At 66.3% G+C, this 22,113-nt stretch carries 23 protein-coding genes and 1 pseudogene; 10 read left to right on the forward strand and 14 right to left on the reverse strand.

Annotation, left to right across the window (positions count from 1 at the left end; genetic code table 11):
- The first annotated feature begins 32 nt into the window (after positions 1 to 32).
- Positions 33 to 1,340: a type III glutamate--ammonia ligase gene (glnT, locus tag QO011_RS04835; protein WP_307268400.1), complete on the forward strand. Its 1,308-nt coding sequence runs from the start codon at positions 33 to 35 to the stop codon at positions 1,338 to 1,340.
- A gap of 194 nt (positions 1,341 to 1,534) precedes the next feature.
- A complete protein-coding gene (locus tag QO011_RS04840; protein WP_307268403.1) occupies positions 1,535 to 2,425 on the forward strand; it encodes a bifunctional 5,10-methylenetetrahydrofolate dehydrogenase/5,10-methenyltetrahydrofolate cyclohydrolase in 891 nt (296 codons plus the stop codon).
- A gap of 39 nt (positions 2,426 to 2,464) precedes the next feature.
- Here QO011_RS04840 and QO011_RS04845 read toward each other — a convergent pair whose 3' ends face one another.
- Positions 2,465 to 2,884: a hypothetical protein gene (locus QO011_RS04845; protein WP_307268405.1), complete on the reverse strand. Its 420-nt coding sequence runs from the start codon at positions 2,882 to 2,884 to the stop codon at positions 2,465 to 2,467.
- Positions 2,885 to 3,067: 183 nt separating this feature from the next.
- On the opposite strand from QO011_RS04845, the gene QO011_RS04850 reads away from it, so the two are divergent.
- The gene (locus QO011_RS04850) at positions 3,068 to 3,580 is read left to right on the forward strand and encodes a GNAT family N-acetyltransferase (protein WP_307268408.1); all 513 of its coding nucleotides are present in this window, start codon (positions 3,068 to 3,070) and stop codon (positions 3,578 to 3,580) included.
- Between the two features lie 129 nt (positions 3,581 to 3,709).
- Here QO011_RS04850 and QO011_RS04855 read toward each other — a convergent pair.
- Both QO011_RS04855 and QO011_RS04860 read right to left on the reverse strand, forming a co-directional pair.
- Positions 3,710 to 3,790, reverse strand: a pseudogene (locus QO011_RS04855) (AbrB/MazE/SpoVT family DNA-binding domain-containing protein); the annotation flags it as partial.
- A gap of 245 nt (positions 3,791 to 4,035) precedes the next feature.
- Positions 4,036 to 4,434, reverse strand: a complete 399-nt coding sequence (locus QO011_RS04860) for a RidA family protein (RefSeq protein ID WP_307268411.1) — start codon at positions 4,432 to 4,434, stop codon at positions 4,036 to 4,038.
- A gap of 161 nt (positions 4,435 to 4,595) precedes the next feature.
- On the opposite strand from QO011_RS04860, the gene QO011_RS04865 reads away from it, so the two are divergent.
- Positions 4,596 to 5,207, forward strand: coding sequence for a TetR/AcrR family transcriptional regulator (locus QO011_RS04865; protein WP_307268413.1), 612 nt, complete (start codon positions 4,596 to 4,598; stop codon positions 5,205 to 5,207).
- A 49-nt stretch (positions 5,208 to 5,256) separates the two neighbouring features.
- Here QO011_RS04865 and QO011_RS04870 read toward each other — a convergent pair whose 3' ends face one another.
- The 4 genes from QO011_RS04870 to QO011_RS04885 are packed head-to-tail and all read right to left on the reverse strand — an operon-like array spanning position 5,257 to position 9,828.
- A complete protein-coding gene (locus tag QO011_RS04870) occupies positions 5,257 to 6,771 on the reverse strand; it encodes a DUF5060 domain-containing protein (RefSeq protein WP_307268414.1) in 1,515 nt (504 codons plus the stop codon).
- Between the two features lie 27 nt (positions 6,772 to 6,798).
- Positions 6,799 to 7,674 carry a carbohydrate ABC transporter permease gene (locus QO011_RS04875; protein WP_307268416.1) on the reverse strand — a complete coding sequence of 292 codons (876 nt, stop codon included), beginning with the start codon at positions 7,672 to 7,674 and terminating at the stop codon, positions 6,799 to 6,801.
- Positions 7,671 to 8,570 (reverse strand): carbohydrate ABC transporter permease, encoded by a 900-nt coding sequence (locus QO011_RS04880; protein WP_307268419.1) that lies wholly within the window; start codon positions 8,568 to 8,570, stop codon positions 7,671 to 7,673. The genes QO011_RS04875 and QO011_RS04880 overlap by 4 nt, the downstream gene beginning before the upstream one ends.
- A 49-nt stretch (positions 8,571 to 8,619) precedes the next feature.
- Positions 8,620 to 9,828, reverse strand: coding sequence for an ABC transporter substrate-binding protein (locus tag QO011_RS04885; protein ID WP_307269246.1), 1,209 nt, complete (start codon positions 9,826 to 9,828; stop codon positions 8,620 to 8,622).
- Positions 9,829 to 10,169: 341 nt separating this feature from the next.
- Here QO011_RS04885 and QO011_RS04890 point away from each other — a divergent pair, with 341 nt between their 5' ends.
- The gene (locus tag QO011_RS04890; RefSeq protein ID WP_307268422.1) at positions 10,170 to 11,357 is read left to right on the forward strand and encodes an ROK family transcriptional regulator; all 1,188 of its coding nucleotides are present in this window, start codon (positions 10,170 to 10,172) and stop codon (positions 11,355 to 11,357) included.
- 142 nt (positions 11,358 to 11,499) lie between these two features.
- Complete coding sequence (locus QO011_RS04895; protein WP_307268425.1) at positions 11,500 to 12,366, forward strand: hypothetical protein; 867 nt, start codon at positions 11,500 to 11,502, stop codon at positions 12,364 to 12,366.
- Positions 12,367 to 12,607: 241 nt separating this feature from the next.
- On the opposite strand, the gene QO011_RS04900 is transcribed toward QO011_RS04895, so the two are convergent.
- Both QO011_RS04900 and QO011_RS04905 read right to left on the reverse strand, forming a co-directional pair.
- Positions 12,608 to 12,946 carry a PIN domain-containing protein gene (locus QO011_RS04900; protein WP_307268428.1) on the reverse strand — a complete coding sequence of 113 codons (339 nt, stop codon included), beginning with the start codon at positions 12,944 to 12,946 and terminating at the stop codon, positions 12,608 to 12,610.
- 128 nt (positions 12,947 to 13,074) lie between these two features.
- Positions 13,075 to 13,353: a hypothetical protein gene (locus tag QO011_RS04905; protein ID WP_307268431.1), complete on the reverse strand. Its 279-nt coding sequence runs from the start codon at positions 13,351 to 13,353 to the stop codon at positions 13,075 to 13,077.
- Positions 13,354 to 13,606: 253 nt separating this feature from the next.
- Here QO011_RS04905 and QO011_RS04910 point away from each other — a divergent pair, with 253 nt between their 5' ends.
- The gene (locus tag QO011_RS04910; RefSeq protein WP_307268436.1) at positions 13,607 to 13,894 is read left to right on the forward strand and encodes a YciI family protein; all 288 of its coding nucleotides are present in this window, start codon (positions 13,607 to 13,609) and stop codon (positions 13,892 to 13,894) included.
- Between the two features lie 8 nt (positions 13,895 to 13,902).
- A complete protein-coding gene (locus QO011_RS04915) occupies positions 13,903 to 14,322 on the forward strand; it encodes an EVE domain-containing protein (RefSeq protein WP_307268439.1) in 420 nt (139 codons plus the stop codon).
- A gap of 35 nt (positions 14,323 to 14,357) precedes the next feature.
- On the opposite strand, the gene QO011_RS04920 is transcribed toward QO011_RS04915, so the two are convergent.
- Positions 14,358 to 15,914 (reverse strand): acid phosphatase, encoded by a 1,557-nt coding sequence (locus QO011_RS04920; RefSeq protein ID WP_307268442.1) that lies wholly within the window; start codon positions 15,912 to 15,914, stop codon positions 14,358 to 14,360.
- Here QO011_RS04920 and QO011_RS04925 point away from each other — a divergent pair.
- A complete protein-coding gene (locus QO011_RS04925; RefSeq protein WP_307268445.1) occupies positions 15,913 to 17,316 on the forward strand; it encodes a cytochrome-c peroxidase in 1,404 nt (467 codons plus the stop codon). The genes QO011_RS04920 and QO011_RS04925 overlap by 2 nt on opposite strands.
- Positions 17,317 to 17,375: 59 nt before the next feature.
- Here the strand turns inward: QO011_RS04925 and QO011_RS04930 are convergent, their stop codons facing one another.
- Positions 17,376 to 17,579, reverse strand: coding sequence for a hypothetical protein (locus tag QO011_RS04930; RefSeq protein ID WP_307268448.1), 204 nt, complete (start codon positions 17,577 to 17,579; stop codon positions 17,376 to 17,378).
- A 77-nt stretch (positions 17,580 to 17,656) separates the two neighbouring features.
- Positions 17,657 to 18,760, reverse strand: a complete 1,104-nt coding sequence (locus QO011_RS04935) for a sulfite oxidase (RefSeq protein WP_307268451.1) — start codon at positions 18,758 to 18,760, stop codon at positions 17,657 to 17,659.
- A 255-nt stretch (positions 18,761 to 19,015) separates the two neighbouring features.
- Here QO011_RS04935 and acs point away from each other — a divergent pair, with 255 nt between their 5' ends.
- Positions 19,016 to 20,962 carry an acetate--CoA ligase gene (acs, locus tag QO011_RS04940; RefSeq protein WP_307268454.1) on the forward strand — a complete coding sequence of 649 codons (1,947 nt, stop codon included), beginning with the start codon at positions 19,016 to 19,018 and terminating at the stop codon, positions 20,960 to 20,962.
- 294 nt (positions 20,963 to 21,256) lie between these two features.
- Here acs and QO011_RS04945 read toward each other — a convergent pair whose 3' ends face one another.
- Together QO011_RS04945 and QO011_RS04950 are read right to left on the reverse strand one after the other, a co-directional pair.
- The gene (locus QO011_RS04945; protein WP_307268457.1) at positions 21,257 to 21,613 is read right to left on the reverse strand and encodes a hypothetical protein; all 357 of its coding nucleotides are present in this window, start codon (positions 21,611 to 21,613) and stop codon (positions 21,257 to 21,259) included.
- A gap of 59 nt (positions 21,614 to 21,672) precedes the next feature.
- Positions 21,673 to 22,044 (reverse strand): cyclic nucleotide-binding domain-containing protein, encoded by a 372-nt coding sequence (locus tag QO011_RS04950; protein ID WP_307268459.1) that lies wholly within the window; start codon positions 22,042 to 22,044, stop codon positions 21,673 to 21,675.
- Positions 22,045 to 22,113 lie beyond the last annotated feature (69 nt).

Below are 22,113 nucleotides of genomic sequence, written 5' to 3' on the forward strand. Positions count from 1 at the left end.
CGGCAGCAACATCCAGAGACGAGGACGACACGATGGCGCAGGATCTTGCGAAGCTCGCGAGGGAGAAGGGCATTCGCTATTTCATGATCTCCTACACCGACCTGTTCGGCGCCCAGCGCGCCAAGCTGGTGCCGGCGGCGGCGATCGCGGACATGCAGAAGGATGGGGCGGGCTTCGCTGGCTTCGCCACCTGGCTCGACATGACGCCGGCCCATCCCGACCTCTTCGCCATGCCGGACGCGAGCGCCGTGATCCAGCTGCCCTGGAAGAAGGACGTCGCCTGGGTCGCGGCCGACTGCGTCATGGAGGACGCGCCCGTCGCGCAGGCCCCGCGCGTGGTGCTGAAGACCGTCATGGCCAACGCCGCCAAGGAGGGCCTGCACGTCAAGACCGGCGTCGAGGCCGAGTTCTTCCTGATCGATGCCGACGGCAACGCCATCTCGGACGCCAAGGACAACGCCTCCAAGCCCTGCTACGACCAGCAGGCGCTGATGCGCCGCTACGACGTCATCGCCGAGATCTGCGACTACATGCTGGAGCTCGGCTGGGGCCCCTACCAGAACGACCACGAGGACGCCAACGGCCAGTTCGAGATGAACTGGGCCTTCGACGACAGCCTGGTCACCGCCGACCGCCATTCCTTCTTCAAGTTCATGGTCAAGTCGGTCGCCGAGAAGCACGGCCTGCGCGCCACCTTCATGCCCAAGCCCTTCCAGGGCCTGACCGGCTCGGGCTGCCACGCCCACATCTCGGTGTGGGACAAGGACGGCGCCACCAACATGTTCTACGACGCCGAGGACGAGATGGGCCTGTCGCGGCAGGGCTACCATTTCCTCGGCGGCATCATGAAGCACGCCGAATCGCTCTCGGCGATCACCAATCCGACGGTAAACTCCTACAAGCGCATCAACGCGCCGCGCACCGTCTCGGGCGCCACCTGGGCGCCGAACACCGTGACCTGGACCGGCAACAACCGCACCCACATGGTGCGCGTGCCCGGCAAGGGCCGCTTCGAGCTGCGCCTGCCGGACGGCGCCGCCAACCCCTACCTCCTGCAGGCGGTGATCATCGCCGCCGGCCTCGACGGCATCCACTCGAAGGCCGACCCGGGCGAGCGCCACGACATCGACATGTACCAGTTCGGCCATACCGTGAAGAACGCGCCGAGGCTGCCGCTCAACCTGCTCGACGCCCTGCGCAACTTCGACCGGGACGAGGGGCTCAAGGCGGCGCTCGGCCTCGACTTCTCCGCTGCCTATCTCAAGCTCAAGCAGCGGGAATGGGACAGCTACGCCCAGCACTTCACCCAGTGGGAGCGCGACCACACGCTCGACGTCTGAGCCCGGCGAATCGGGACAGAACAGGGCGCATGCGACATTCCCGCCTCTTGCGGCAGGCCGTATGAGGTGGGAGTGGTCGCGCGCAGGATCCTCCCGTCCGCGCCGCATTCCTTCCCGCCACGGCCCGGCCGGCGCCGCGCGCATCGGGATTCTCCCGGCTCGCGCAGCCCCGGCCTTTCCGCGAGAGCCCAGCCATGACGACCCTGATCGACGGCAATGTCCACGCGGCCGCCCTGCGGGCCAGGACCAAGGCGCGGGCCGAGGCCTTCGCTGCCCACCACGGCCGCCAGCCCCGGCTCGATGTGGTCATCGTCGGCGACCACCCGGCCAGCCGCGCCTATGTCCGCACCAAGACCAGGATGGCGCACGAGACCGCCATCGACGGCCGGCTGATCGAGCTGCCGGAGACCGTCACCGCCGAGGCTCTGCTCGCCGAGATCGCCCGCCTCAACGCCGACCCGACGGTCGACGGCATCCTGGTGCAGCTGCCGCTGCCCGGCCATCTCGACGGCCAGATGATGATCGGCGCCATCCATCCCGACAAGGACGTGGACGGCTTCCACCCCTTGAATGTCGGCAAGCTCTACACGGCGACGAAAATCGACCCGGAGCGGATGCTGATCCCCTGCACGCCGCTGGGATCGCTGATGATGCTGCACGACACGCTCGGGCCCAAGGGCCTGGCCGGCAAGGCCGCCGTGGTGGTCGGCCGCTCCAACATCGTCGGCAAGCCGATGGCCCAGCTCCTGCTCGCCAACGACTGCACGGTGACGACAGCCCATTCCCGCACCGGGGACCTGCCCGCCGTCTGCCGCGAGGCCGACATCCTCGTGGCGGCGGTCGGCCGGCCCGAGATGGTGCGCGGCGACTGGATCAAGCCGGGCGCCGTGGTCATCGACGTCGGCATCAACCGCGTCCCGACCGAGGACGGCAAGGGCCGCATCGTCGGCGACGTCGCCACCGCCGAGGCCATGGGCCGGGCCGCGCACATCACGCCGGTGCCGGGCGGCGTCGGCAAGATGACGGTCGCATGTCTGCTGCACAACACCGTGGTGGCGGCACAGGCGCGGGCCGAGCTGGTGTGAGCGGACGAAAGCCGGACGGACTACCAGGGATCGTGAGCGTCAGCCGGCCTGCACCGGAGAATCGAGCCACCGAACTTCGATCCGTCGATCGACGGCTCTGAAGCGAGCCCATTTGACGATTCCCAGTCGTGGATCGGCTCTCAGGCGATCGCCGATCCGCTGTGCCAGCTCGTCGTGGCGTTCCCGCTCCTCCGGTAGAGCCGGGTGGGTTTTGACGCCGGCCTCCCCCTGCCGATAGGCTTCGTCCCAGCGAAGCCAGATCTGCCAGTCCTCCAGGACGAGCGCCAACAGCTCGGGCTCGATCTCGCTCAGCAGGAAACGACTCGTGTCCTCGCCATCTGCCGCGTCGAATTGCTTCTCATAGATATATGGCTTTCCACGATAGTCGGCGATACCGAGCTCCGGGCCATCGTAATACTTGTTGACCGTGTGGACTCTATCCCAGGGCTCGATGCTCATGCCGCTGGTTTAGCCGGCTTCGTCATTCCGTTCCAGGACCCCGCGCCAACACATTCGCCTCGAGGGGACTTCTCATTCCACTTTTCTTACCGTCCGGCTAAGCTGTCGATCCTCCGCGCGACTATGCTCCCGACGAGTGACTCATCCTCGCCTCGCTCGCTCCGAACAAGCCCGAACATCTTCGTGGAAAGACGCGATGCCCAGTTTCTCGACCTCTTCGAGCAACTTCCTACCCGCAAGCGATGGCTGGGCCGACCGATGATGCATGTTCCTGGGTACGAAATATCGACTGATCCGGGCCGGCTCGACCGCGACATCATCCACCGTTTCCTATCCGAGGAGTCATACTGGTGCCCCGGCATTCCCCGATCGGTGGTCGAGACGTCGATCGACCATTCGCTTTGCTTTGGCATCTACCATGACGGAAGGCTGGCTGGCTTCGCGCGTGTCGTCACGGACCGGGCGACATTCGCCCTGGTCGCGGACGTATTCGTGCTGGAGCCTCACCGCGGCAAAGGCCTGTCGAAGTGGCTCATGCACGAAGTCACGCAGCACCCGGACCTTCAAGGCCTTCGCCGGCTGTTGCTGCTCACGTCAGATGCGCATGCGCTCTACAAGCAGTTCGGCTTCGGCGAAATCGGCAACGCATGGCGTTTCATGGAAATCCTCCGACCCGACGTCTACAAGCGCGCCTGATCGCCGCCAAGCGTAAGGTCCGGCAGTCCTCCCGGGATGGCTCCTGCCGCCGTGGCCGAACGCGGATCGCCAGATGCGATCTCCCCGAATTCCGGCGACAGTGCAAAGATTGCGGCCGCGTGGTGGTGAGCCGAGCCTGATGCCGAGATGTTGCAGCAGATCCCGCTTCAGTGTGACCTGCCCTTTCATCGTGACAGTCAGTGAAGCCATGGGCATGCCCTCCGTTGAGTGAAGGGGAAGGGTATTTGAAATCTCAAATGCCACCAGGCCGTAGGCAGAGGAGGGGGTGTCCTGGTACGCGCCGCCCGGACAGCCCGGTGCGCATTCGCCCCGCACCGCGCCCTGGGCCGCTCGGCCCTGCCGCGGCGCCGGCCGTCCGGTAGAGCAGGCCTTCGCGCTTTTGCCGTATCGCTCGCAGGACACGGACCTTTCGAGCGGGTTTGTGGCCGAAGACCCTATGCACCACCGGGAATTCGCGCGATGACCTTGATCTCGAAGTCAAATCCGGCGAGCCAGTTCACACCGACCGCGGTCCAATTGGGGTAAGGCGGTTTGCTGAAAATCTGGTTCTTGACAGCCATGATGGTCTTGAACTGGCTCTCGGGATCCGTGTGGAACGTCGTCACATCGACGATATCGTCGAAGGTGCAGCCCGCGGCTTTCAGCGTTGCCTGCAGGTTGTCGAAGGCCCGTTGGACCTGAGCCCCGAATTCGGGTTCGGGCGTCCCGTCGGAACCGCTGCCGACCTGCCCGGAGACGAACAGGAGATCGCCGGATCGTATCGCCGCCGAATAGCCATGGGCTTCGTAGAGAGCATGTCTGTTCGCGGGAAAGACGGCGTCGCGCTGGGCCATGTCTTGATCTCTCTTCATCGTTGCGAAGCGGCATTCGATCCGCGGATCGCTGAGCTTCACACCCCGCTGCGTCATTTGATATACGGTGCGTATGTGATCTAGCTGACATACGCAGTGTATGTCAATCCATATACGTAGCGTATGTGAAATTGCGGGGGGCCATGGCAAAGCGACGCGCCGAGACGATGGAGGAGAACCGCGCCAGGCTGATCGCCGCCGCGCGAAAGGCTTTTGCCGAAAAGGGCTACGCGGCCGCCTCGATGGACGAGCTGACGGCAGAGGCCGGCCTGACACGGGGGGCGCTCTACCACAATTTCGGCGACAAGCGCGGACTTCTGGCCGCCGTGGTCCATCAGATCGATGCTGAAATGGCGTCGCGAGCCCAGGAAATCGGTGCGCGGGCGGAAGACGACTGGCAGGGGTTGCTGGCCGAAGGTGCGGCTTATATCGAAATGGCGCTCGACCCTGAAGTGCAGCGCATCGTGCTGCTCGATGGGCCTGCCGTCCTCGGCGACCCATCGCATTGGCCCAGCCAGAACAGTTGCCTGCAGGCGACGAGGCGCACAGCCGAGCGGCTGATCGCTCAGGGACTTCTGAAGCCGGTCGACGCGGAAGCCGCCGCGCGACTTCTCAATGGTGCTGCGCTCAATGCGGCTCTCTGGATCGCCGCCAGTGAGGATCCGCCGGATGCCTTGCCCAGGGCCGTGGAGGCCTTCCGGTCCCTGGCCTCGGGCCTTCTTGCAAGACCGGACTCACAGCCGCGACGCCGGTGATCCCGAGGCATCGCTCGGCGGGCGCCCCGTGGCACCCGCCCGATACCCCCTAGCGCCGCGGACGGACGCGGATGGCGAGGTACGGCCGGCCCGGCAGCTCCACCGCGAAGGCCGCATCGGGCCGGCGCTGGCGCACCACGGCGCCGTGGCGGGTGGGATGGTTGGCGGGTGCGTCGACCAGCCTCGCCGGCGTCACGGTCATGGCCCAGGTGTCGATCACGTCGACCGCGTAGTCGCCGGGCTCCTGCGGCAGGCCGGGCGCCCAGATCACCGGCTGGTGCTCGCCGAGATAGATGTAGGTCACATCCCCGTCCCGCGCCCCCGAGACGCGGCTCCACGGCCAGTTCGCCGCGCCCGAGATCGGGGTGAGGCCGTGCCTCGCGTCCTCCTCCAGGAGATCGCGCAGGAAGCCGATGCGCTGCCAGGCTTCGCCGTGCAGCACGCCGCCCTTGGCCCACCACAGGATATCCTGCGGATGCATGAAGGTCTCGCCGTGGCCGGCATAGCCGCCGCGCATCAGGGTGATCCAGAAGCGGTGGACCAGCTCACGCGCCGAGATGTTGCCCCAGGACAGGAGGATGTTGCCCTCGTATTCCGGCTCGTCGTTGACCACCGGCTTGCCATAGGCCTCGCGCCAGTCCTGCGTGCGCTTCACGTCCCAGTTCTGGATGCAGACATGGCTGACCCAGGGCTTGCGATGGTCGTAATTGGCGTTGACGTCGCCGTTATGGATCGACTTCAAGTGTCGGTAGGGATCGTTCTCCTCGATGATGTGGAAATAGCGGTCCCACTGGGCCATCGGCTTGGTGTCGAGCAGGAAGTCGTATTCGTTGGCCAGCGACCACCAGACATTGCGATAGGCGGCGAGGCGCGCGGTGAGATAGGCGACATAGCGGAAATCCTGCTCCGCGCTCATGTCGCAATAGCCCCAGCGGTCATAGGGGTGGAAGACGATGATGTCGGCCTCGATGCCGAGGTCGCGCAGGGCCCCGACCTGGGTCTCGAAATGGCGGAAGCTCTCCGGGTTCGGCCGATCGAAGTCGAGCTCGCCCTCGGCGTCGCGCTGGAAGACGTCGTGCAGGGGCTCGTTGATGTTGAAGGGATAGTCCTTCGGGAAGACGCCCATGCGGATCTTGTTGAAGCGCGTCGCCTTCAGCGTCGCCAGGGTCTGGGCCTGCAGGTCCAGGGGCTGGTGGGTCCAGGCGTAGCAGGTGGTGCCGAAGGGCAGGTACGGCGTGCCGTCGGCATGGGCGAAGTGGAAGCGGTTGCTGACGCTGACCGGCCCATGGTTGCCCGGCCCGGGCGGCCCGGCGGTGAAGCTGCCGGTCCTGCCGTCGAGCTCGGCCGAGGACGACCGGGTGCGGAACTGCCATTCGCCCTCGCTGTCGGGCATGAACCGGATCCTGTAGGTCCCCTCGCCGTCGTAGAAGCCCGGCACCAGGACGGTGCGGCTGTTCTGGGAGAACACGGCTTCAAGCCGCACCTCGACAAAGGGGTTTCCGGTCGAGGGGCCGGCGAGGGAGGTTTCGAACACATCCCATTTGGCGACGGTCTGGTCGGTCATGTCATACATCCGCAATGGTCGAATGGATCAGCCCTTGACCGCGCCGGAGGTGAGGCCGGACACGAAATAGCGCTGGAAGATGAGGTAAACGATCGTCGCCGGCAGCACCGTCATCACGATCGCCGCGTTGAGCTGGCCGTAGTCGCGGGAGAACTGGCCCTGGAAGGCGGAGAGGCCGAGCGGCAGGGTCCACATGTCGCGGTCCTGCAGCAGCACCAGGGCCATCGCGAATTCGTTCCAGGTGGCGACGAAGTCGAGGATCAGCAGCGCCGCCAGCACGGGCAGCGACAGCGGCAGGAAGATCTTGAGGAAGATGGTGGCGTGCGAGGCGCCGTCGATGCGGGCCGCCTCGTTGAGCTCCACCGGAATGCCGCGGAAGAAGCCGTGCAGGATGAAGACCTGGTAGGGGATGCCGAAGGCGATATAGGGCAGGATCACGCCGGGATAGGTGTCGATCAAGTGCAGGCCGTTCACCAGGGTGAACAGCGGGGCCAGCATCACCTGGAACGGGATCATCGTGCCGAACAGCACGCCGATCAGGATGAGCTTGCCGCCGGGAATGCGCATGCAGGCGAGCGCATAGGCGGCCATGGCCGAGATCATCAGGCCGAGCGGCACCTTGACGATGGTGATGACGGCGCTGTTGAAGACCGTGGTGCCGAAGCGCCCCCGGCCCCAGGCGGCGGCATAGTTGGCGTATTGCGGATCCCTGGGCGGCGCGAAGGCGCTCGATCCCATGACCTCGGCGGTCGACTTCAGCGAGGTGAAGACGATGAAGACGAAGGGCGCGAGCCAGACCACGGCCACCACGACCAGAGCGATCCACAGGCCGACCAGCACCCAGTCGCGGCGGGGCTGCTCGGCCTCGAAGGCCCGCGCGGCGCGATCGGCCAGCGCCGTCATTCCTGGCTCTCCTCGCGCCGCTGCGTCCAGCTGAGATAGGGCACGACCACGCTGAGCGTGATCACGAGCAGCACGACGGCGATGGCGCTGCCGCGGCCGAAATCGAAGATCTGCATGGCCTGGGTGAAGGCCCAGAGCGCCAGCATCTGCGTCGCCTGCGCCGGGCCGCCGCCGGTGAGGCCGTAGACGATGTCGAACGCCTTCAGCGAGGAGATGACCGCGAGCACCAGCACGATGGTGATCGTGGTGCGCAGCGCCGGCAGCGTGACATGGCGGAACACGTCCCACCGGCCTGCCCCATCGATGCGGGCGGCCTCGATGAGCGTCTTCGGCACGCCCTGCAGCCCGGCCAGGAACAGCACCATGGAGAAGCCGGCGGACTGCCAGACATGGGCGGCGAAGGCGGAATAGAGCGCCAGATCCTTGTTGCCGAGCCAGTCCTGGATCCAGTTCGGCCGCCCCAGCGCGGTCAGGATCTGGGCGAACAGGCCGAAGAACGGGTCGTACATCCAGCGCCACATGGTGGCGACCGCGATGGGCGCGATGATGACCGGCAGGTAATAGGCGGCGCGAAGCGCGTTGCGTCCGAAGATCGGCTGGTTGAGGCCGAGGGCGAGGAGGAGGCCGATCAGCGGCGGGAAGATCAGCGACAGCGCCGTCCAGATCACCGTGTTGCGGAAGGCGCGCCAGAACACCGGGTCGCGGGTGAAGATGTCGACATAATTGCCGACCCCGACGAATTGCCGGTTTGCGTCGAGGCCGTTCCACTTCTGGAAGCTCAGCACCACCACGTCGATCATCGGGTAGATGGCGAAGACGAGATAGATGACGATCGCTGGCCCGAGCAGCAGCACGGCCTGCAGCCGGTCGTCCTGCATCAGGCGCTGCGGGGTCATGCCGCCGCCCTCGGCGCCCGCCGGACCCCCGCGCTGTCGAGGCCCGCCGTCACTTGCGGTTGCCGATGAAGGTCTGGAGCTGGGCCGCGGCATCGGCCGGGGCGAGGTTGCCGGTCGCCACCTCGTTGATCACCCGGAAATATTCGGTGGTGACGTCGAGCGGGAAGGCCTGGTCACCGTTCATGTAGACTTGCGCGTAGGTCTTGAAGATCTCGTTCCACTGCGCGTCGAGCGGCCGCAGGTTCTCGTATTTGACGTTCCGGTTGATCGAACTGGTGCTGAACTTGCCGAGCACCGCCTGCTGCACGCTCGTCGAGATGAAGGTGTCGAGGAACTTGGCGGCGAGGTCCGGCTCTTTGCTCTTGGTGCTGATATAGTGGTACTCGGCGAAGCCGTAGAGCCGCTTGGTTCCGGTCGGGAAGGGGAAGAGGCCATAGCCGTCGAGGTTGCCGGCCTCGGCGAGCTGCTGCACCAGCCAGTCGCCCTCGAGCATCATGGCGGCGCGGCCGGCGACGAACAGGTTGAAGGACTGGTTGTTGTCGATGCCCATGAACGGCGAAAGGATGTAATTCTTCGCCCATCTGTCGAGCTCGGCGAAGGACTGCGTCGCGCAGGGCTCTTCCTTCCAGCTCGCCGTCATGCTCATCAGCGCGTCGTGCTTCTCGACGCCGCATTTGGCCTCGAGGATCACGTCCATCAGGCGCATGACGTGCCAGTTCACCGTGCCGCCGAAGGTGATGGCGGGAATGCCGGCCGCCTTCAGCTTCTCGGCGTCGGCGACGAGCTCGTCGTAGCTCGCCGGCGTCGCGGTGATCCCGGCCTTCTCGAACAGGCTCTTGTTGTAGTAGAGCGCCTCGCCCTTGAAGGTGAAGGGCACGCCGTGCCGGCCACCGGGATAGAGCTTCGAGAAGGAGGCGGCCGCCGGCACCAGCTCGTCGTCCCACTTGTACTGCTGGTAGTACTTGTCGAGCGGCAGGCTGAGCCCGGCCTTGACATATTCGCCGCCGAGGCCGAGGCCGGCCCAGCTGAAATAGATGTCGGGGCCGCGGTCGGAGCCGGCGGCGACGCGCAGCGCGGTCTTGTGGTCGTCGACGCCGCGGGTGACGATCTCGACCTTCGTGCCGGGATTGGCCGCCTCGAAATCCCCGGCGATCTTGGCCAGCGCATCGTTCGATGCGGCGGAGCTGAAGTTCAGCGTCCACACCGTCAGCTTCTGGGCCGAGGCCGCCGAGGCGCCGGCCACGAGCGAGCCGGCCATGGCGCCGATGAGCGCAGTCTTCAGGATCGCAGTCACGGCTTCCGCCCCCTTCGATGTGCTTGTTGTGATTGGCCCCTATAGTGCTTTCGGAGCGCGGGCTGTCAAGATCGAAATATGTCGCCGGTGACAGAACTCATCCGCCACCCTCTCTATTCACGCCGTCGGAATTCCGATCGAAGCCGGAAGCGACCGGGATCCCCGCGCGGGTTCTGCCACCCGACAGAGGATTTTACGTCGGTGACGACAAAATTCTTATCATCGCGACGGCGCTATGATCTGATGGGCAAGCGCGCTACCGATGGGCTGGCCCCATCCAAACGGACCCGACGACAGTGGCCAATATGCAGAGCGAAGGCCTCAGGGGCCTCCTGATCGAGCGCGAGACGGATTCGCCGGTGGCGCGGGTGGTGCGCGCCCTGAGCGGCCACGGCGCGGTCTCGACGGCGCAGATCGCCCGGACGACGGGCCTGGCGCGCTCGACCGTCTCCACCATCCTCACCGACCTCAGGCGCTCAAGCCTGGTGATCGAGGTGGAGGCCCGCAGCCTCGGCATCGGCCGGCCCGCCCTGGCCCACTCGCTCAATCCGGAGGCCGGCACCTGCGCCGGCATCCTGCTCGGACTCGGCGAGATCCGCATCATCCTCGCCGACGTCGCCCACAACGTCATCTCCGACGTCTCGATTCCGGTGGAGCGCGACTATGCGCCGGAGCGGGCGACGCGGGTGATCAAGCACACGCTCGGCAGCCTCTATCGCGAGCACAGCCTGCCGCTCGCCGGCCTGCTCGGCGTCGGCCTCGCCGTCTCCGGCCCGCTGGCGCCGGACGGACGGATCATGCGCGCCTCGATGCTGCCGACCTGGGGCGGCGTCGATCTCAAGTCGACCTTCCAGCCCCTCCTGGAGAAGCCGATCTTCGCCGACAACGAGAGCAATTGCGCCGCCCTCGCCGAGATGATGTGGGGCGCCGCCGTCGGCAGCGACGATTTCGTGCTGTTCAAGCTCGACCTCGGCGTCGGCGGCGCCATCGTCGCCAACGGCCGGGTGCTGACCGGCGCGGCCGGCAGCGCCGGCGAGTTCGGCCATATGACGCTCGACCCGCACGGCGAGCTCTGCCGCTGCGGCAATCGCGGCTGCCTGGAGCTCTCCGTCAGCGCCGCCGCCGTCCTCGGCCTCGCCGAGCGCCGCCTCGGCCGGGCAACCACGCTGCCCGAGGTGATCAGGGGCGCCCAAACCGGCGACGTCGGTTTCCGCCGCCTCCTGCAGGATGCCGGCGAGGCCGCCGGCCGCGGCCTCGGCATCATCGGCACCATCGTCAATCCCGGCCTCTTCGTCATCAGCGGCGGCCTCGCCGCCGCCGGCGAGATCCTGCTCGAGCCGCTGCGGGCGAGCTACGAGAAGCACACGCTGGTGAAGCGGGACGACCTGGACGAGGCGCAGGCGCCGCGCTTCACGGTGGGGCGGTTCCTCGACAATGACAGCTGCATGGGCGCGGTGGGCCTGGTGCTGCGCCACCATGGGCGGCTGGTGTAGGCGGTCGGGGATGACGTCGGCCGGTGCGGCCGGCGGCAAGTCGACGGCCGGCTTGCCATCATCGAGGCGATGGACCGCCTATATTGCGCGGCGTGTCAGGCGGGGTCATATGCACCGTAATTACCAGGGTAGAATGCAGCCCATGACAGCAATCAGTGGCTCAAACGAGGGAAGGGCCTGCGACGCCGTCTTGCGACACATTGAGGCGCGTGAAGGCCAGATTCGCAGCGACCTGAGTTTCCCCGAGAAGATGCACGATGTCGGGCCGGTGGAATTGGTTTGTAGGCTTGGCGCGCAGCGATACGCATTTGAACACACGCGCATTGAGCCGTTCGCCGGTCATATTCGGCTGGAGGCAGAAGCCGACAGGCACTTCACGCCGTTGTCCGGCATGCTGGCTGAAAAGCTGCCGGCGGATGAAAGATTCGAACTGCATGTTCCGGCGGGAGTCCTGCTCGGCAAAAATGATCGAGAAGTGCGCCCCATTCAAGGAGCATTGGCGCAGTGGATTATCGCGACTGCGCCGACGCTGCCCATCGCGCGCTTTGGGCGTTACGCCGTGCCGATCCAGAAAGTCACCGTGGCAGGAGTACCGTTCGCCGTCTCCCTTCATCGCTGGAAACGTGAAGGTTACCCGGTTCCGTTCCATGTGGTGCATCTGGTAGCGGAGCCCGACGTGGCACCGGCCCGGCGCGAGCGCATCAGGATCGGTTATCACAAGAAACTTGGAAAGCTCCTCAAATGGAAAGAGGCAGGCGCCCGCACCGTTCTCATCCTTGAGGAAGATGATATTTACCTGACCAATCATTTCGCCGTATGCGACGCGCTGCTCGAGATTGAGTCATTGGTGGCGGATCGCCCGGACGAAGTCTATCTATTCAGCACCGGCGCGAGCATCTGGTTTGCGGTGCGCTTGCGGATTGACGGCACGACCTTGTACGATATGCCGGTGGATAGTCGGTACTGGGAAACAGGTCGAAATTTACTGGACAACATTACCGGCAGATAGGCGTGACGCTATAGCCCCGCCAGCGCTCAGCACGCCTCTGCTGGTTGCGGGCGGCTTCGGCCTCGCGGCGGGAATCGAGTAAACTGTCCCTGCAACCCTGCCGGATTTGCCCGATCCCGCCTGCGGGCTTGCACTCCCGTCATTGGCTGAGCCGAACCGGACTGCTAAGCTTGCTATGGGAGCCGAGCCGGGGGCAGAGCGCGCAATGGAGAGCATATTTACCACGGTATAAGGCAGGAACTCACTGAAAATCTGATCGCTCTTCCTGGATATGCGTATAGTTAATTGCCGATAGATTAGAAGACAACGCAGCCAAGTACAGATCTAAATCTGCAGTAAGGATAGTTAGACCTTTACTGGCAGCTTCCAACAAAACAGAATCGGTTAAGCCGAGCCTTACAAACTCAGATCTTGCAACGGCGATTCTACTTTCAACAATCTCTTCTGTTGCTCTATGAATTATATTCTTGAATGCTTTAGAAATTTCAGTCCTAATTGGATCATCTATCTGACGTAGTAGATTGGATGTTTCGCTTAGTACATTCGGCGTAAAGATAACGCCGGACGAATTCTCGATCATGGAGAGAAGAATCTCGTAATCCCTCTCGTCGTACATCCTGCAACGCTTGTGCTTCTCGATGTATTTTGGATTTGTTGTTCCGACAAAAAATAATATTGATAGATTTGTATCCAGAATGTACTTTTCTTTCATTGCTCGGCATCACGACGCTTCATTGAGAGCACGTTTTCGGTTTCGTTGTCTATCTTAATTATACGGTATGCACGTCGGATCGTAGAATCTCCAGCACCAGTAATAGCCGCCAGAGGATTTCGATATGTATTCCAGGGACGTGAGAAACCAACTGTAACATCCCAGAAGCCATTGTTGTAATCTATTTCTTCTAAGCCGAGATTTGTAATATTCTCATCTTCAAGCATTGTGGCAACATATGCCTTGGCTATTTTTGCTGCTTGCTTCGCGTCCATGATAATCCCATCAGCTAGGTTCGAGTGAAGAGTATACCAACGAGAATGGCGTGTTGCACTGTATTTGGCTGCCGTGGAAGTGCGCTCCTCCTCGTCCGGGCATTCCTCCCGGCCCTGCACCCCAAAGATCGACCCGCTTTCCGATCACGGCTGCAGTGACAGCGCTAGGCCCCGCTTGTGCTCGACCTACACTCTCGCCAACCCCGCCTCCCCCCGCTATACCCGGGGGCGCACATCGCCCACGGAGCCCCGCATGCAGTTCGTCATTCTCTGCCAGGACAAGCCCGACAGCCTGGACCTGCGCCTGCGGGTCCGGCCCGAGCATCTCGATTATCTCCATGCCCAGGGCGATGCGCTGATGGCGGCCGGGCCGTTCCTCGACGGGGAGGAGCGGCCGATCGGCTCGATGCTGATCGTCGACGTCGCCTCCGAGGCAGAAGCCAAGGCGCTTGCCGACGGCGATCCCTATGCCAAGGCCGGCCTCTTCGCCGCCACGCAGATCCGGCGCTGGCGCTGGGGCGTCAAGCCGCCCAAGGCGTGAGCACGGCCATGGCGCATTGGCTGATCAAATCGGAGCCCGAGGTCTGGTCCTGGGACCGGCAGGTCGCGGCCGGGGCCAAGGGCACGCCCTGGGACGGGGTACGCAACCACGCCGCCAAGCTCAACCTGATGGCGATGAAGCAGGGCGACCAGGCCTTCTTCTACCATTCCAACGAGGGCAAGGCGGTCGTCGGCGTCGCCGAGGTGGTGCGCGAGCACTATCCCGACCCGGCGACCCCGGGCGAGCCCTGGGTGCTGGTCGACTTCAAGGCGGTCGCCCCCTTCCCCAAGCCGGTGACGCTGGCCGCGGTCAAGGCCGAGCCGAAGCTCGCCAAGATGGCGCTGGTCGCCTTCTCCCGCCTCTCCGTGCAGCCGGTCACCGACGAGGAATGGAAGCTCGTCTGCGCCATGGGCGGCTACAAGTCCTGAGCGCCCGGCCGACGCCGGGCGCTCCCTCCGCCGGCTCAGCGCGCCGCCGTCAGGTCCAGCGCGCTGGTGAGGTCGCCGAGCGGCGGCTGGTTGGCGGACGCCACCGCCTCGTCGCGCACGGTGATGCCGCGCAGGGTCGGCAGCTCGAAGCGCCGGGTGATGAAGCGCAGGATCGAGGTCGTGTCCATCGGCGTGTGGTCGACGACGCCGCGGCGGGCATAGGGCGACACGATGATCGTCGGGATGCGCGATCCCGGCCCCCAGCGATCGCCCCTGGGCGGGGCGACATGGTCCCAGATGCCGCCGTTCTCGTCATAGGTGACCACGACCAGCATGTGCGGCCATTGCGGGCTGCGCTCGAGATGGCCGATCAGGTCGGCGATATGCGCATCGCCCGCCAGGATGTCGGCATAGCCGGAATGCTGGTTGAGGTCGCCCTGCGGCTTGTAGAAGGCGACCTGCGGCAGGGTGCCGGCGTCGATCGCCTTGATGAGCTCGGCGCCGCCGAGGCCGCCGTCGCGCAGGTGCTCGGCCCGCGCCGGCGTGCCGGGTGCGAAGCTGGCAAAATAGTTCAGCGGCTGGTGATGGTACTGGAAGTTCGGCACCGGCGTCTTGTTGCCGTGGTCGAGCACGTCCTGCCAGGCGCCGCCATACCAGGCCCAGCTGACATGCTTGAGGCTGAGCAGGTCGCCGATGGTCGGCTCGGTCTGCGGCGGCAGCGTCGTCGGCGAGGCGGGGTCGGCCAGGGCGGGATCGCCGCCCTTGGCCGGCGGGTTGCCGCTCGGCTGATAGGGCGGCTGCATGGTGTTCACCGCGTGGAAATCCGGGGTGAGATTGCCGTCGGCGACGAATTTCGGGATGCCGTCCATGGCCGAGGCCGGCGAGTTGGCGGCGAGCTTCAACGTCACGCCGTCGGCCTCGACCGTCGCGATCGAGGGCTTGGCCGGGCTCTTGTCGGCGTCGGGATAGGTGGGGGCGCAGGCGCAGACCAGCCATTGGTGATTGAGGAAGGAGCCGCCGAAGGCGCCCATGAAGAAGTCGTCGGCCAGGACATAATTGCGGGCGACGTCCCACATCGCCGTCTTCGAGCCGTCCCACAGGCCCATCACCATGGCGCCGGAATCGCCGAAGGCGACGAACCTGTCGTTCTTCCCGCCGTCGATCTGCATCTGGTTCTGGTAGAACCGGTGCCACATGTCGTGGGTGATGGTGGCGAGCGGCAGGTTGAAGCCCTGCGGGTCGTCGACCCGGAACGGCCGGTTGGCCAGGCGCTCGGTCTCGGCCTGGGTCACCGGCGGGGTGACGCCCTTGGCCGTCAGCCCGTCCCAGACCGGCGGCAGCTCCTTCAGCGGCATACCGTCGCGGTCGCGCTGCACGAGGGCCGTGGGCGAGGCATTGGCCAAGCCGTTCGCGCCGGGAAAGGCGCCGTAGAGATTGTCGAAGCTGCGATTCTCGGCGTAGATCACCACGACCGTGTCGATCAGCTTCAGGTTCTGGGCAGGATCGTCGTTGAAGCCGGCGGCCCCTGCCACGGCCGGAAGAAGCGCCGCCAGCCCGAAGGTCGACGCCGCCGCGATGGATCTCGTGCGCATGCCAGTCTTCCCTTTGCTTGCCCGCTGTCGCCTCGCGGCCCTGTCCCGGACCGCCGGATGGCACCGACCCCGGCGGCAGGAAATCACACAAGGGTTTCGCCGGACAAGGGGGCGCGGGCCGGCCTCGGCGCTGGCGCTGGCCCTGGCCGCGGCCATCGGGCTTGCCGCCGCGGCTTTCGCAGCCGGGCAGGGGCCGGAGGCGGGCGACGGCGGCCAGTCGCGCGCGGCGGTGCGCCAGCGTGTCGCGGCGCTGCGCGTCCTCGGCCGCGCCCTGTTCTCCGATCCCGCCCTCTCGGCCTCCGGCAAGCTGGCCTGCGCCTCCTGCCACGACCCGGCCCATGCCTTCGGCCCGGCCAATGCGGCCGCGGTGCAGCTCGGCGGCGGCGATCTCCGCCGGCCGGGGCTCCGGGCGGTGCCGACGCTGACCTATCTGCAGGCGGTGCCGGCCTTCACCGAGCATTTCTTCGAATCGGAGGACGATGCCGACGAGAGCGTCGACAACGGCCCGACCGGCGGCCTGACCTGGGACGGGCGCGTCGACCGCGGCCGCGACCAGGCCGCCATCCCGCTGCTCTCCGATTTCGAGATGGGCAACAAGGACGAAGCGGCCGTGGCGGCGCGCCTCGCCGCCGCCGGCTATGGCGACAAGGTCGCCGGCCTGCCGGGTCAGGCGCCCCGGCCCGATCCGGCGGCGGTCTACCGCGCCGCCCTCGAGGCGCTGGAGGCGTTCGAGCAGGATGAGCCGACCTTCTACCCCTATTCCAGCAAGTATGACGCGGTGCTGGCGGGCAAGGCCGTGCTGACGCCGCAGGAGGCGCACGGGCTCGCCCTGTTCGAGGACCCGGCCAAGGGCAATTGCTCGTCCTGCCATGTCAGCCGGCGCGGCAATGACGGCACGCCGCCGCAATTCACGGATTACGGCCTGATCGCCATCGGCGTGCCGCGCAACCCGGCGATCCCCGCCAACCGCGACCCCGCCTATTTCGACCTCGGGCTGTGCGGCCCGCTGCGAACCGACTTCGCCGGCCGCCAGGACTATTGCGGCCTGTTCCGCACGCCGACCCTGCGCAACGTCGCCCTGCGCAAGAGCTTCTTCCACAACGGCGTGTTCCACTCGCTGCGCCAGGTCGTGGAATTCTACGTCCAGCGCGACACCGACCCCGGCCGCTGGTACGCCCGCAAGCCCGACGGCAGCATCGACAAGTATGACGACCTGCCGGCCTTCGCCAAGGCGAACGTCAACACCGACCCGCCCTTCGACCGCCATGCCGGCGACGCGCCGGCCCTGGACGCGGCCGAGATCGACGACCTCGTCGCCTTCCTCGACACGCTCACCGACGGCTACGAACCCCAGGCAGGCTCTCCCGGACCTGCTTACGCTTTGGAATCGAAGCAGCGCTGATTTTGCATGCAAAATCAGTTCATGGCGGAAGCCACGAGACGCTGCCTGGCGCTGAAGCCTCAGCTGCCGGCGGGCAGGTCCAGGATCCCGGCCACATCGGCGGCGCCGCGGCCCTCGACGGTGACCTTGCCGCTGTCGAGCAGGATCAGCGACGCCCCGTTCGAGAACCGCAGGATCCAGCCGTCGCCTTCGTCCCGGCGGCGACGATCCGTCAGCTCGATGCCGGCGGCGGTGACCGCGGCGACGGCCTTGTCGATGTCCATGGGCGCACCTCGCGATGGGTCGGACCGGCGCATTGACGCGCCCGGCACGGCCGGGTGTCAAGGCAGCCCCGCCCGGATCAGATCACGAAGTCGTCTGCCGGGCCCGGCCGCACGGCCACGGCCTTGACCTCGACCGGGATGATCCAGTTGGCGCAATAGCTCTCGGCGTCGGAGCGCTGCTCGGCCGGCTGGACATGGCCGGCCGCGTCGCTGGCGCGGCAGCGCAGCGTGTAGCGGCCGGGCCGGGGCGGCGTCCAGACATGCTCCCAGAAGCGCCAGCCATAGCGCGTCTCGGGCTCGAGCAGGCGCGCCGGCCGCCAGCCCTCGCCGGTGTCGACCTCGACCAGGGCGAGCGCGGTCTCGCCGCCCCAGGCGGCGCCGAACACCCGGAACGGCTCGCCCGCCCGCAGCGTGGCGCCGTTGACCGGCTGGGCGATCTGCGCCTTCACTTCCATCTCGTCGAGCGGCACCAGCATGGGCTCGCCCAGCCCGCGCTCCCAGCGGAAATAGTCGCGCGCCTGCCAATAGCCGCGGAACGGCCGCGGCACCACGCGCACGGCCGCGAGCCATTTGATCCAGGCCATGCCGAACCAGCCGCCGACCACCGCCCTGAGGGGGTAGCCGTGGTCCGGCGTCAGCGGCTCGCCGTTCATGGCGTGCGCGAGCAGCACGCCGTCCGACAGCGCCTTGTCGAGCGGCAGGCTGCGGGCGAAGGCGATCGGCCCGGGCGAGGCGGTCTTCTTGCCGCCGTCGACCACGCCGCGGTCCGCCCCGACCAGGATCACCTCCACCGCCTCGGGCTTGACGCCGGCCGCGGCCAGCACGTCGCGCAGCAGCACGCCCGACCATTCGGCATTGCCGACCCCGCCGTTCTGCCATTGCAGGCCCTCGCGGGCCGGCTCGTAGAACACGCGGCCGTTGCCGGCGCATTCCATCACTGCCGGAAACCGCGCCTGCGGCAGGGCCTTCAGCGCCTCCAGGCTCAGCGCCAGCGGCCGCTCCACCGCGCCCTCCACCGACAGCCGCCAATCCTCCTCGTGCAGCCCGGGCGGGGGGAAATGGCTGCGCACATAGAACTGGTCGACTGGGATCTGCCAGTCCGCCAGGCTGGAGAACTGGAACTCAAGGTTGAGCGGCGACTTCTGCCGGACGATCAGGCCGGTGGTCTCGGGGCGGCGCATGCGGCGTCCATCGGGCGGTGGCGACGCGCCCATGCAAGCAGATTGCGCGGCGGGCGCAAGTCCCCGCGAGCCGCGGCGGGACGACCAAGGTCGGGTCGCTTCGCGCTTGCGCCGCCGCGCGGCTTTGCCCTAATCCAGGCGGAAGAGCCCCTCGGCAGCTTCTCATGGCTTCAGCCACGAGAAGCTGCTCAGATTCCCAAGGTGCAAGCAGGTTCGGGAGAACCTGCTGAGCGGCGCAAGATGGTGGAGGAAACGATGTCCGACGTGAAGGTCTATGACGTGCCGGCCGAATGGGCGGAGCGCGCCTATGTCGGGGACGCCGAGTACCGCCGGCTCTATGCGGCCTCCATCGCCGATCCCGACGCCTTCTGGGGCGAGCACGGCAAGCGCATCGACTGGTTCAAGCCCTACACCAAGGTCAAGAACACCCGTTACGCGCCCGACGTCTCGATCCGCTGGTTCGAGGACGGCACCACCAACGTCGCCCACAACTGCGTCGACCGTCACGTGGGCAAGCGCGGCGACCGGACCGCCATCATCTGGGAAGGCGACAATCCGGCGGAATCCCGCCATATCTCCTATCGTGAGCTCTCCGCCGAGGTGCAGCGCTTCGCCAACGTCCTCAAGGCGCAGGGCGTCGCGCGCGGCGACCGCGTCACCATCTACATGCCGATGATCCCCGAGGCCGCCTATGCCATGCTGGCCTGCGCCCGCATCGGCGCCGTGCATTCGGTGGTGTTCGGCGGCTTCTCGCCGGATTCGCTGGCCGGCCGCATCGCCGACTGCGCCTCGAGCGTGGTCGTCACCGCCGACGAGGGCCTGCGCGGCGGCAAGCCGGTGCCGCTCAAGCTCAACGTCGACGCGGCCTGCGCCAAGGCCGGCGGCGTCACCTCGGTGATCGTCGTGCGCCGCACCGCCGCCGCCGTGCCGATGACCGCGGGACGCGACGTCTATTACGACGAGGCGGCGAAGAGCGTCGCCGCCGAATGCCCGTGCGAGGAGATGGGCGCGGAAGATCCGCTGTTCATCCTCTACACCTCCGGCTCCACCGGCAAGCCCAAGGGCGTGCTGCACACCACGGGCGGCTACCTCGTCTATGCCGCGATGACGCACCAGTACGTCTTCGACTACCATGACGGCGACATCTACTGGTGCACCGCCGATGTCGGCTGGGTCACCGGCCACAGCTACATCCTCTATGGCCCGCTCGCCAACGGCGCCACCACGCTGATGTTCGAGGGCGTGCCGACCTGGCCGAGCGTGTCGCGCTGCTGGGAGGTGATCGACAAGCACAAGGTCAACATCTTCTACACCGCCCCCACCGCCATCCGCGCCCTGATGGGATCAGGCGAGGAGCCGGTGAAGAAGACCTCGCGCGCCTCGCTGCGCCTGCTCGGCTCCGTCGGCGAGCCGATCAATCCGGAAGCCTGGGAGTGGTACCACCGCGTCGTCGGCGACGAGCGCTGCCCGATCGTCGACACCTGGTGGCAGACCGAGACCGGCGGCATCCTGATCACGCCGCTGCCCGGCGCCACCAAGCTGAAGCCCGGCTCCGCCACCCGGCCCTTCTTCGGCGTCAAGCCCGAGATCGTCGATGCCGACGGCAAGGTGCAGGACGGCCCCTGCGCGGGCAACCTCGTCATCGCCGATTCCTGGCCGGGCCAGATGCGCACGGTCTATGGCGACCACCAGCGCTTCTTCGACACCTATTTCGCCGCCTACAAGGGCAAGTACTTCACCGGCGACGGCTGCCGCCGCGACGAGGACGGCTATTACTGGATCACCGGCCGCGTCGACGACGTCATCAACGTCTCCGGCCACCGCATGGGCACGGCCGAGGTGGAGAGCGCCCTCGTCGCCCACGAGAAAGTGTCGGAGGCGGCCGTGGTCGGCTATCCCCACGACATCAAGGGCCAGGGCATCTATGCCTATGTCACGCTGATGCGGGGCGAGGAGCCGAGCGAGGGCCTGCGCAAGGAGCTGGTGGCCTGGGTGCGCAAGGAGATCGGCCCGATCGCCTCGCCCGATCTGATCCAGTTCGCCCCCGGCCTGCCCAAGACCCGCTCCGGCAAGATCATGCGCCGCATCCTGCGCAAGATCGCCGAGGACGATTTCGGCGCCCTCGGCGACACCTCGACCCTGGCCGACCCGGCGGTGGTCGACGACCTCGTCGCCAACCGGCAGAACCGCGCGAAGGCGTAGTCGCAGTTCGCAAACAAATGCTTCGGACGCACCGCTCCTTTCACCCCTCTCCCGGTCGGGAGAGGGGCAGGGGTGAGGGTCTAGACGTCTCAGAACAAAGCATTGCCGAAGTAACAGGATGTAAAGGGCTTCGCCACTCCGGCAAAGTTTAGACCCTCACCCCTGCCCCTCTCCCAGACGGGAGAGGGGTTCCGCAATGCTCAACTGGGGAAGGACCCGCGTCATCTGGCAGCATCCTTCCTCGACGCCGCTCCCCCGGTTTTCCGCTGGCGCTGTCATCAGGCCAGCCGAACGTCACGACGCGCCCCACAAGGCGTATCGCTCGAGATAGCGATCGCCGAACAAGTCGTGGACGCGGAGAAGATGCGCGGACGACGCCACGTGGTCGTCCAGCCCAGCCTCGGAGCCGCTCGAAGGCGTCGCCGCCCCGTCTCGCCTGTCATAGCGGACCACGAGGATCCAATAGGGGAAGAGGTCGAGGTGCCATTCCTCGAAGCCCTTCGTGCCGAGATCGCCGATCGAAGGCGCCCCCAATCGAGCATGAATGGCCGAGGCGGTGCTGCCCCGGAGAACGGCTTCGTTCCAGTCCTCGGGGATGCCGTAGGAGCGCCACGCCACGATACCGGCGCTGATCAGCAGCAGGCCGGCCATGATCCCGGAGATCGTCCTCATCGGACCCGCTTCGTTTACTCACAGGCCGCGACGTCCGGTCACGATTTCCTGGTTTCGTCCCGGAGCCGCTTGGCGAGGACGCGCATCACGTCGAGCGCGAACGAGGGCGCCTGCCGGATGAAGCTGACGAACTGCTTTTCAGAGATCGGCACGATTTCGACATCGCTGACGGCGATGGCCGAGGCGCTGCGGATCGAATTGTCGACCAGGGCCATCTCGCCGAAGATATCGCCGGCTGCGAGGGTTCCCAGCACGCGGTCGCCCAGCCGAAGCTCGACGTCACCCTGCTTGATGACGAGCAGCTCGAAGCCGACATCGCCCTTCTCGAAGATTGGCTGGCCCGCGCGATACTTGCGCGTTTCGACCGATATCGTCGCCAGCAGCCCAAAATCGATGGAAGTCTCCGTCATGCCAGCCTCCTGTCCGGAGGGATGAAGGTACATGAAGAGAGGCTCGCCCGACAGGCTCGGGCGCAGGCG

This window comes from Labrys wisconsinensis (assembly GCF_030814995.1).
In the GTDB taxonomy this organism is placed as follows: Bacteria; Pseudomonadota; Alphaproteobacteria; order Rhizobiales; family Labraceae; genus Labrys; species Labrys wisconsinensis.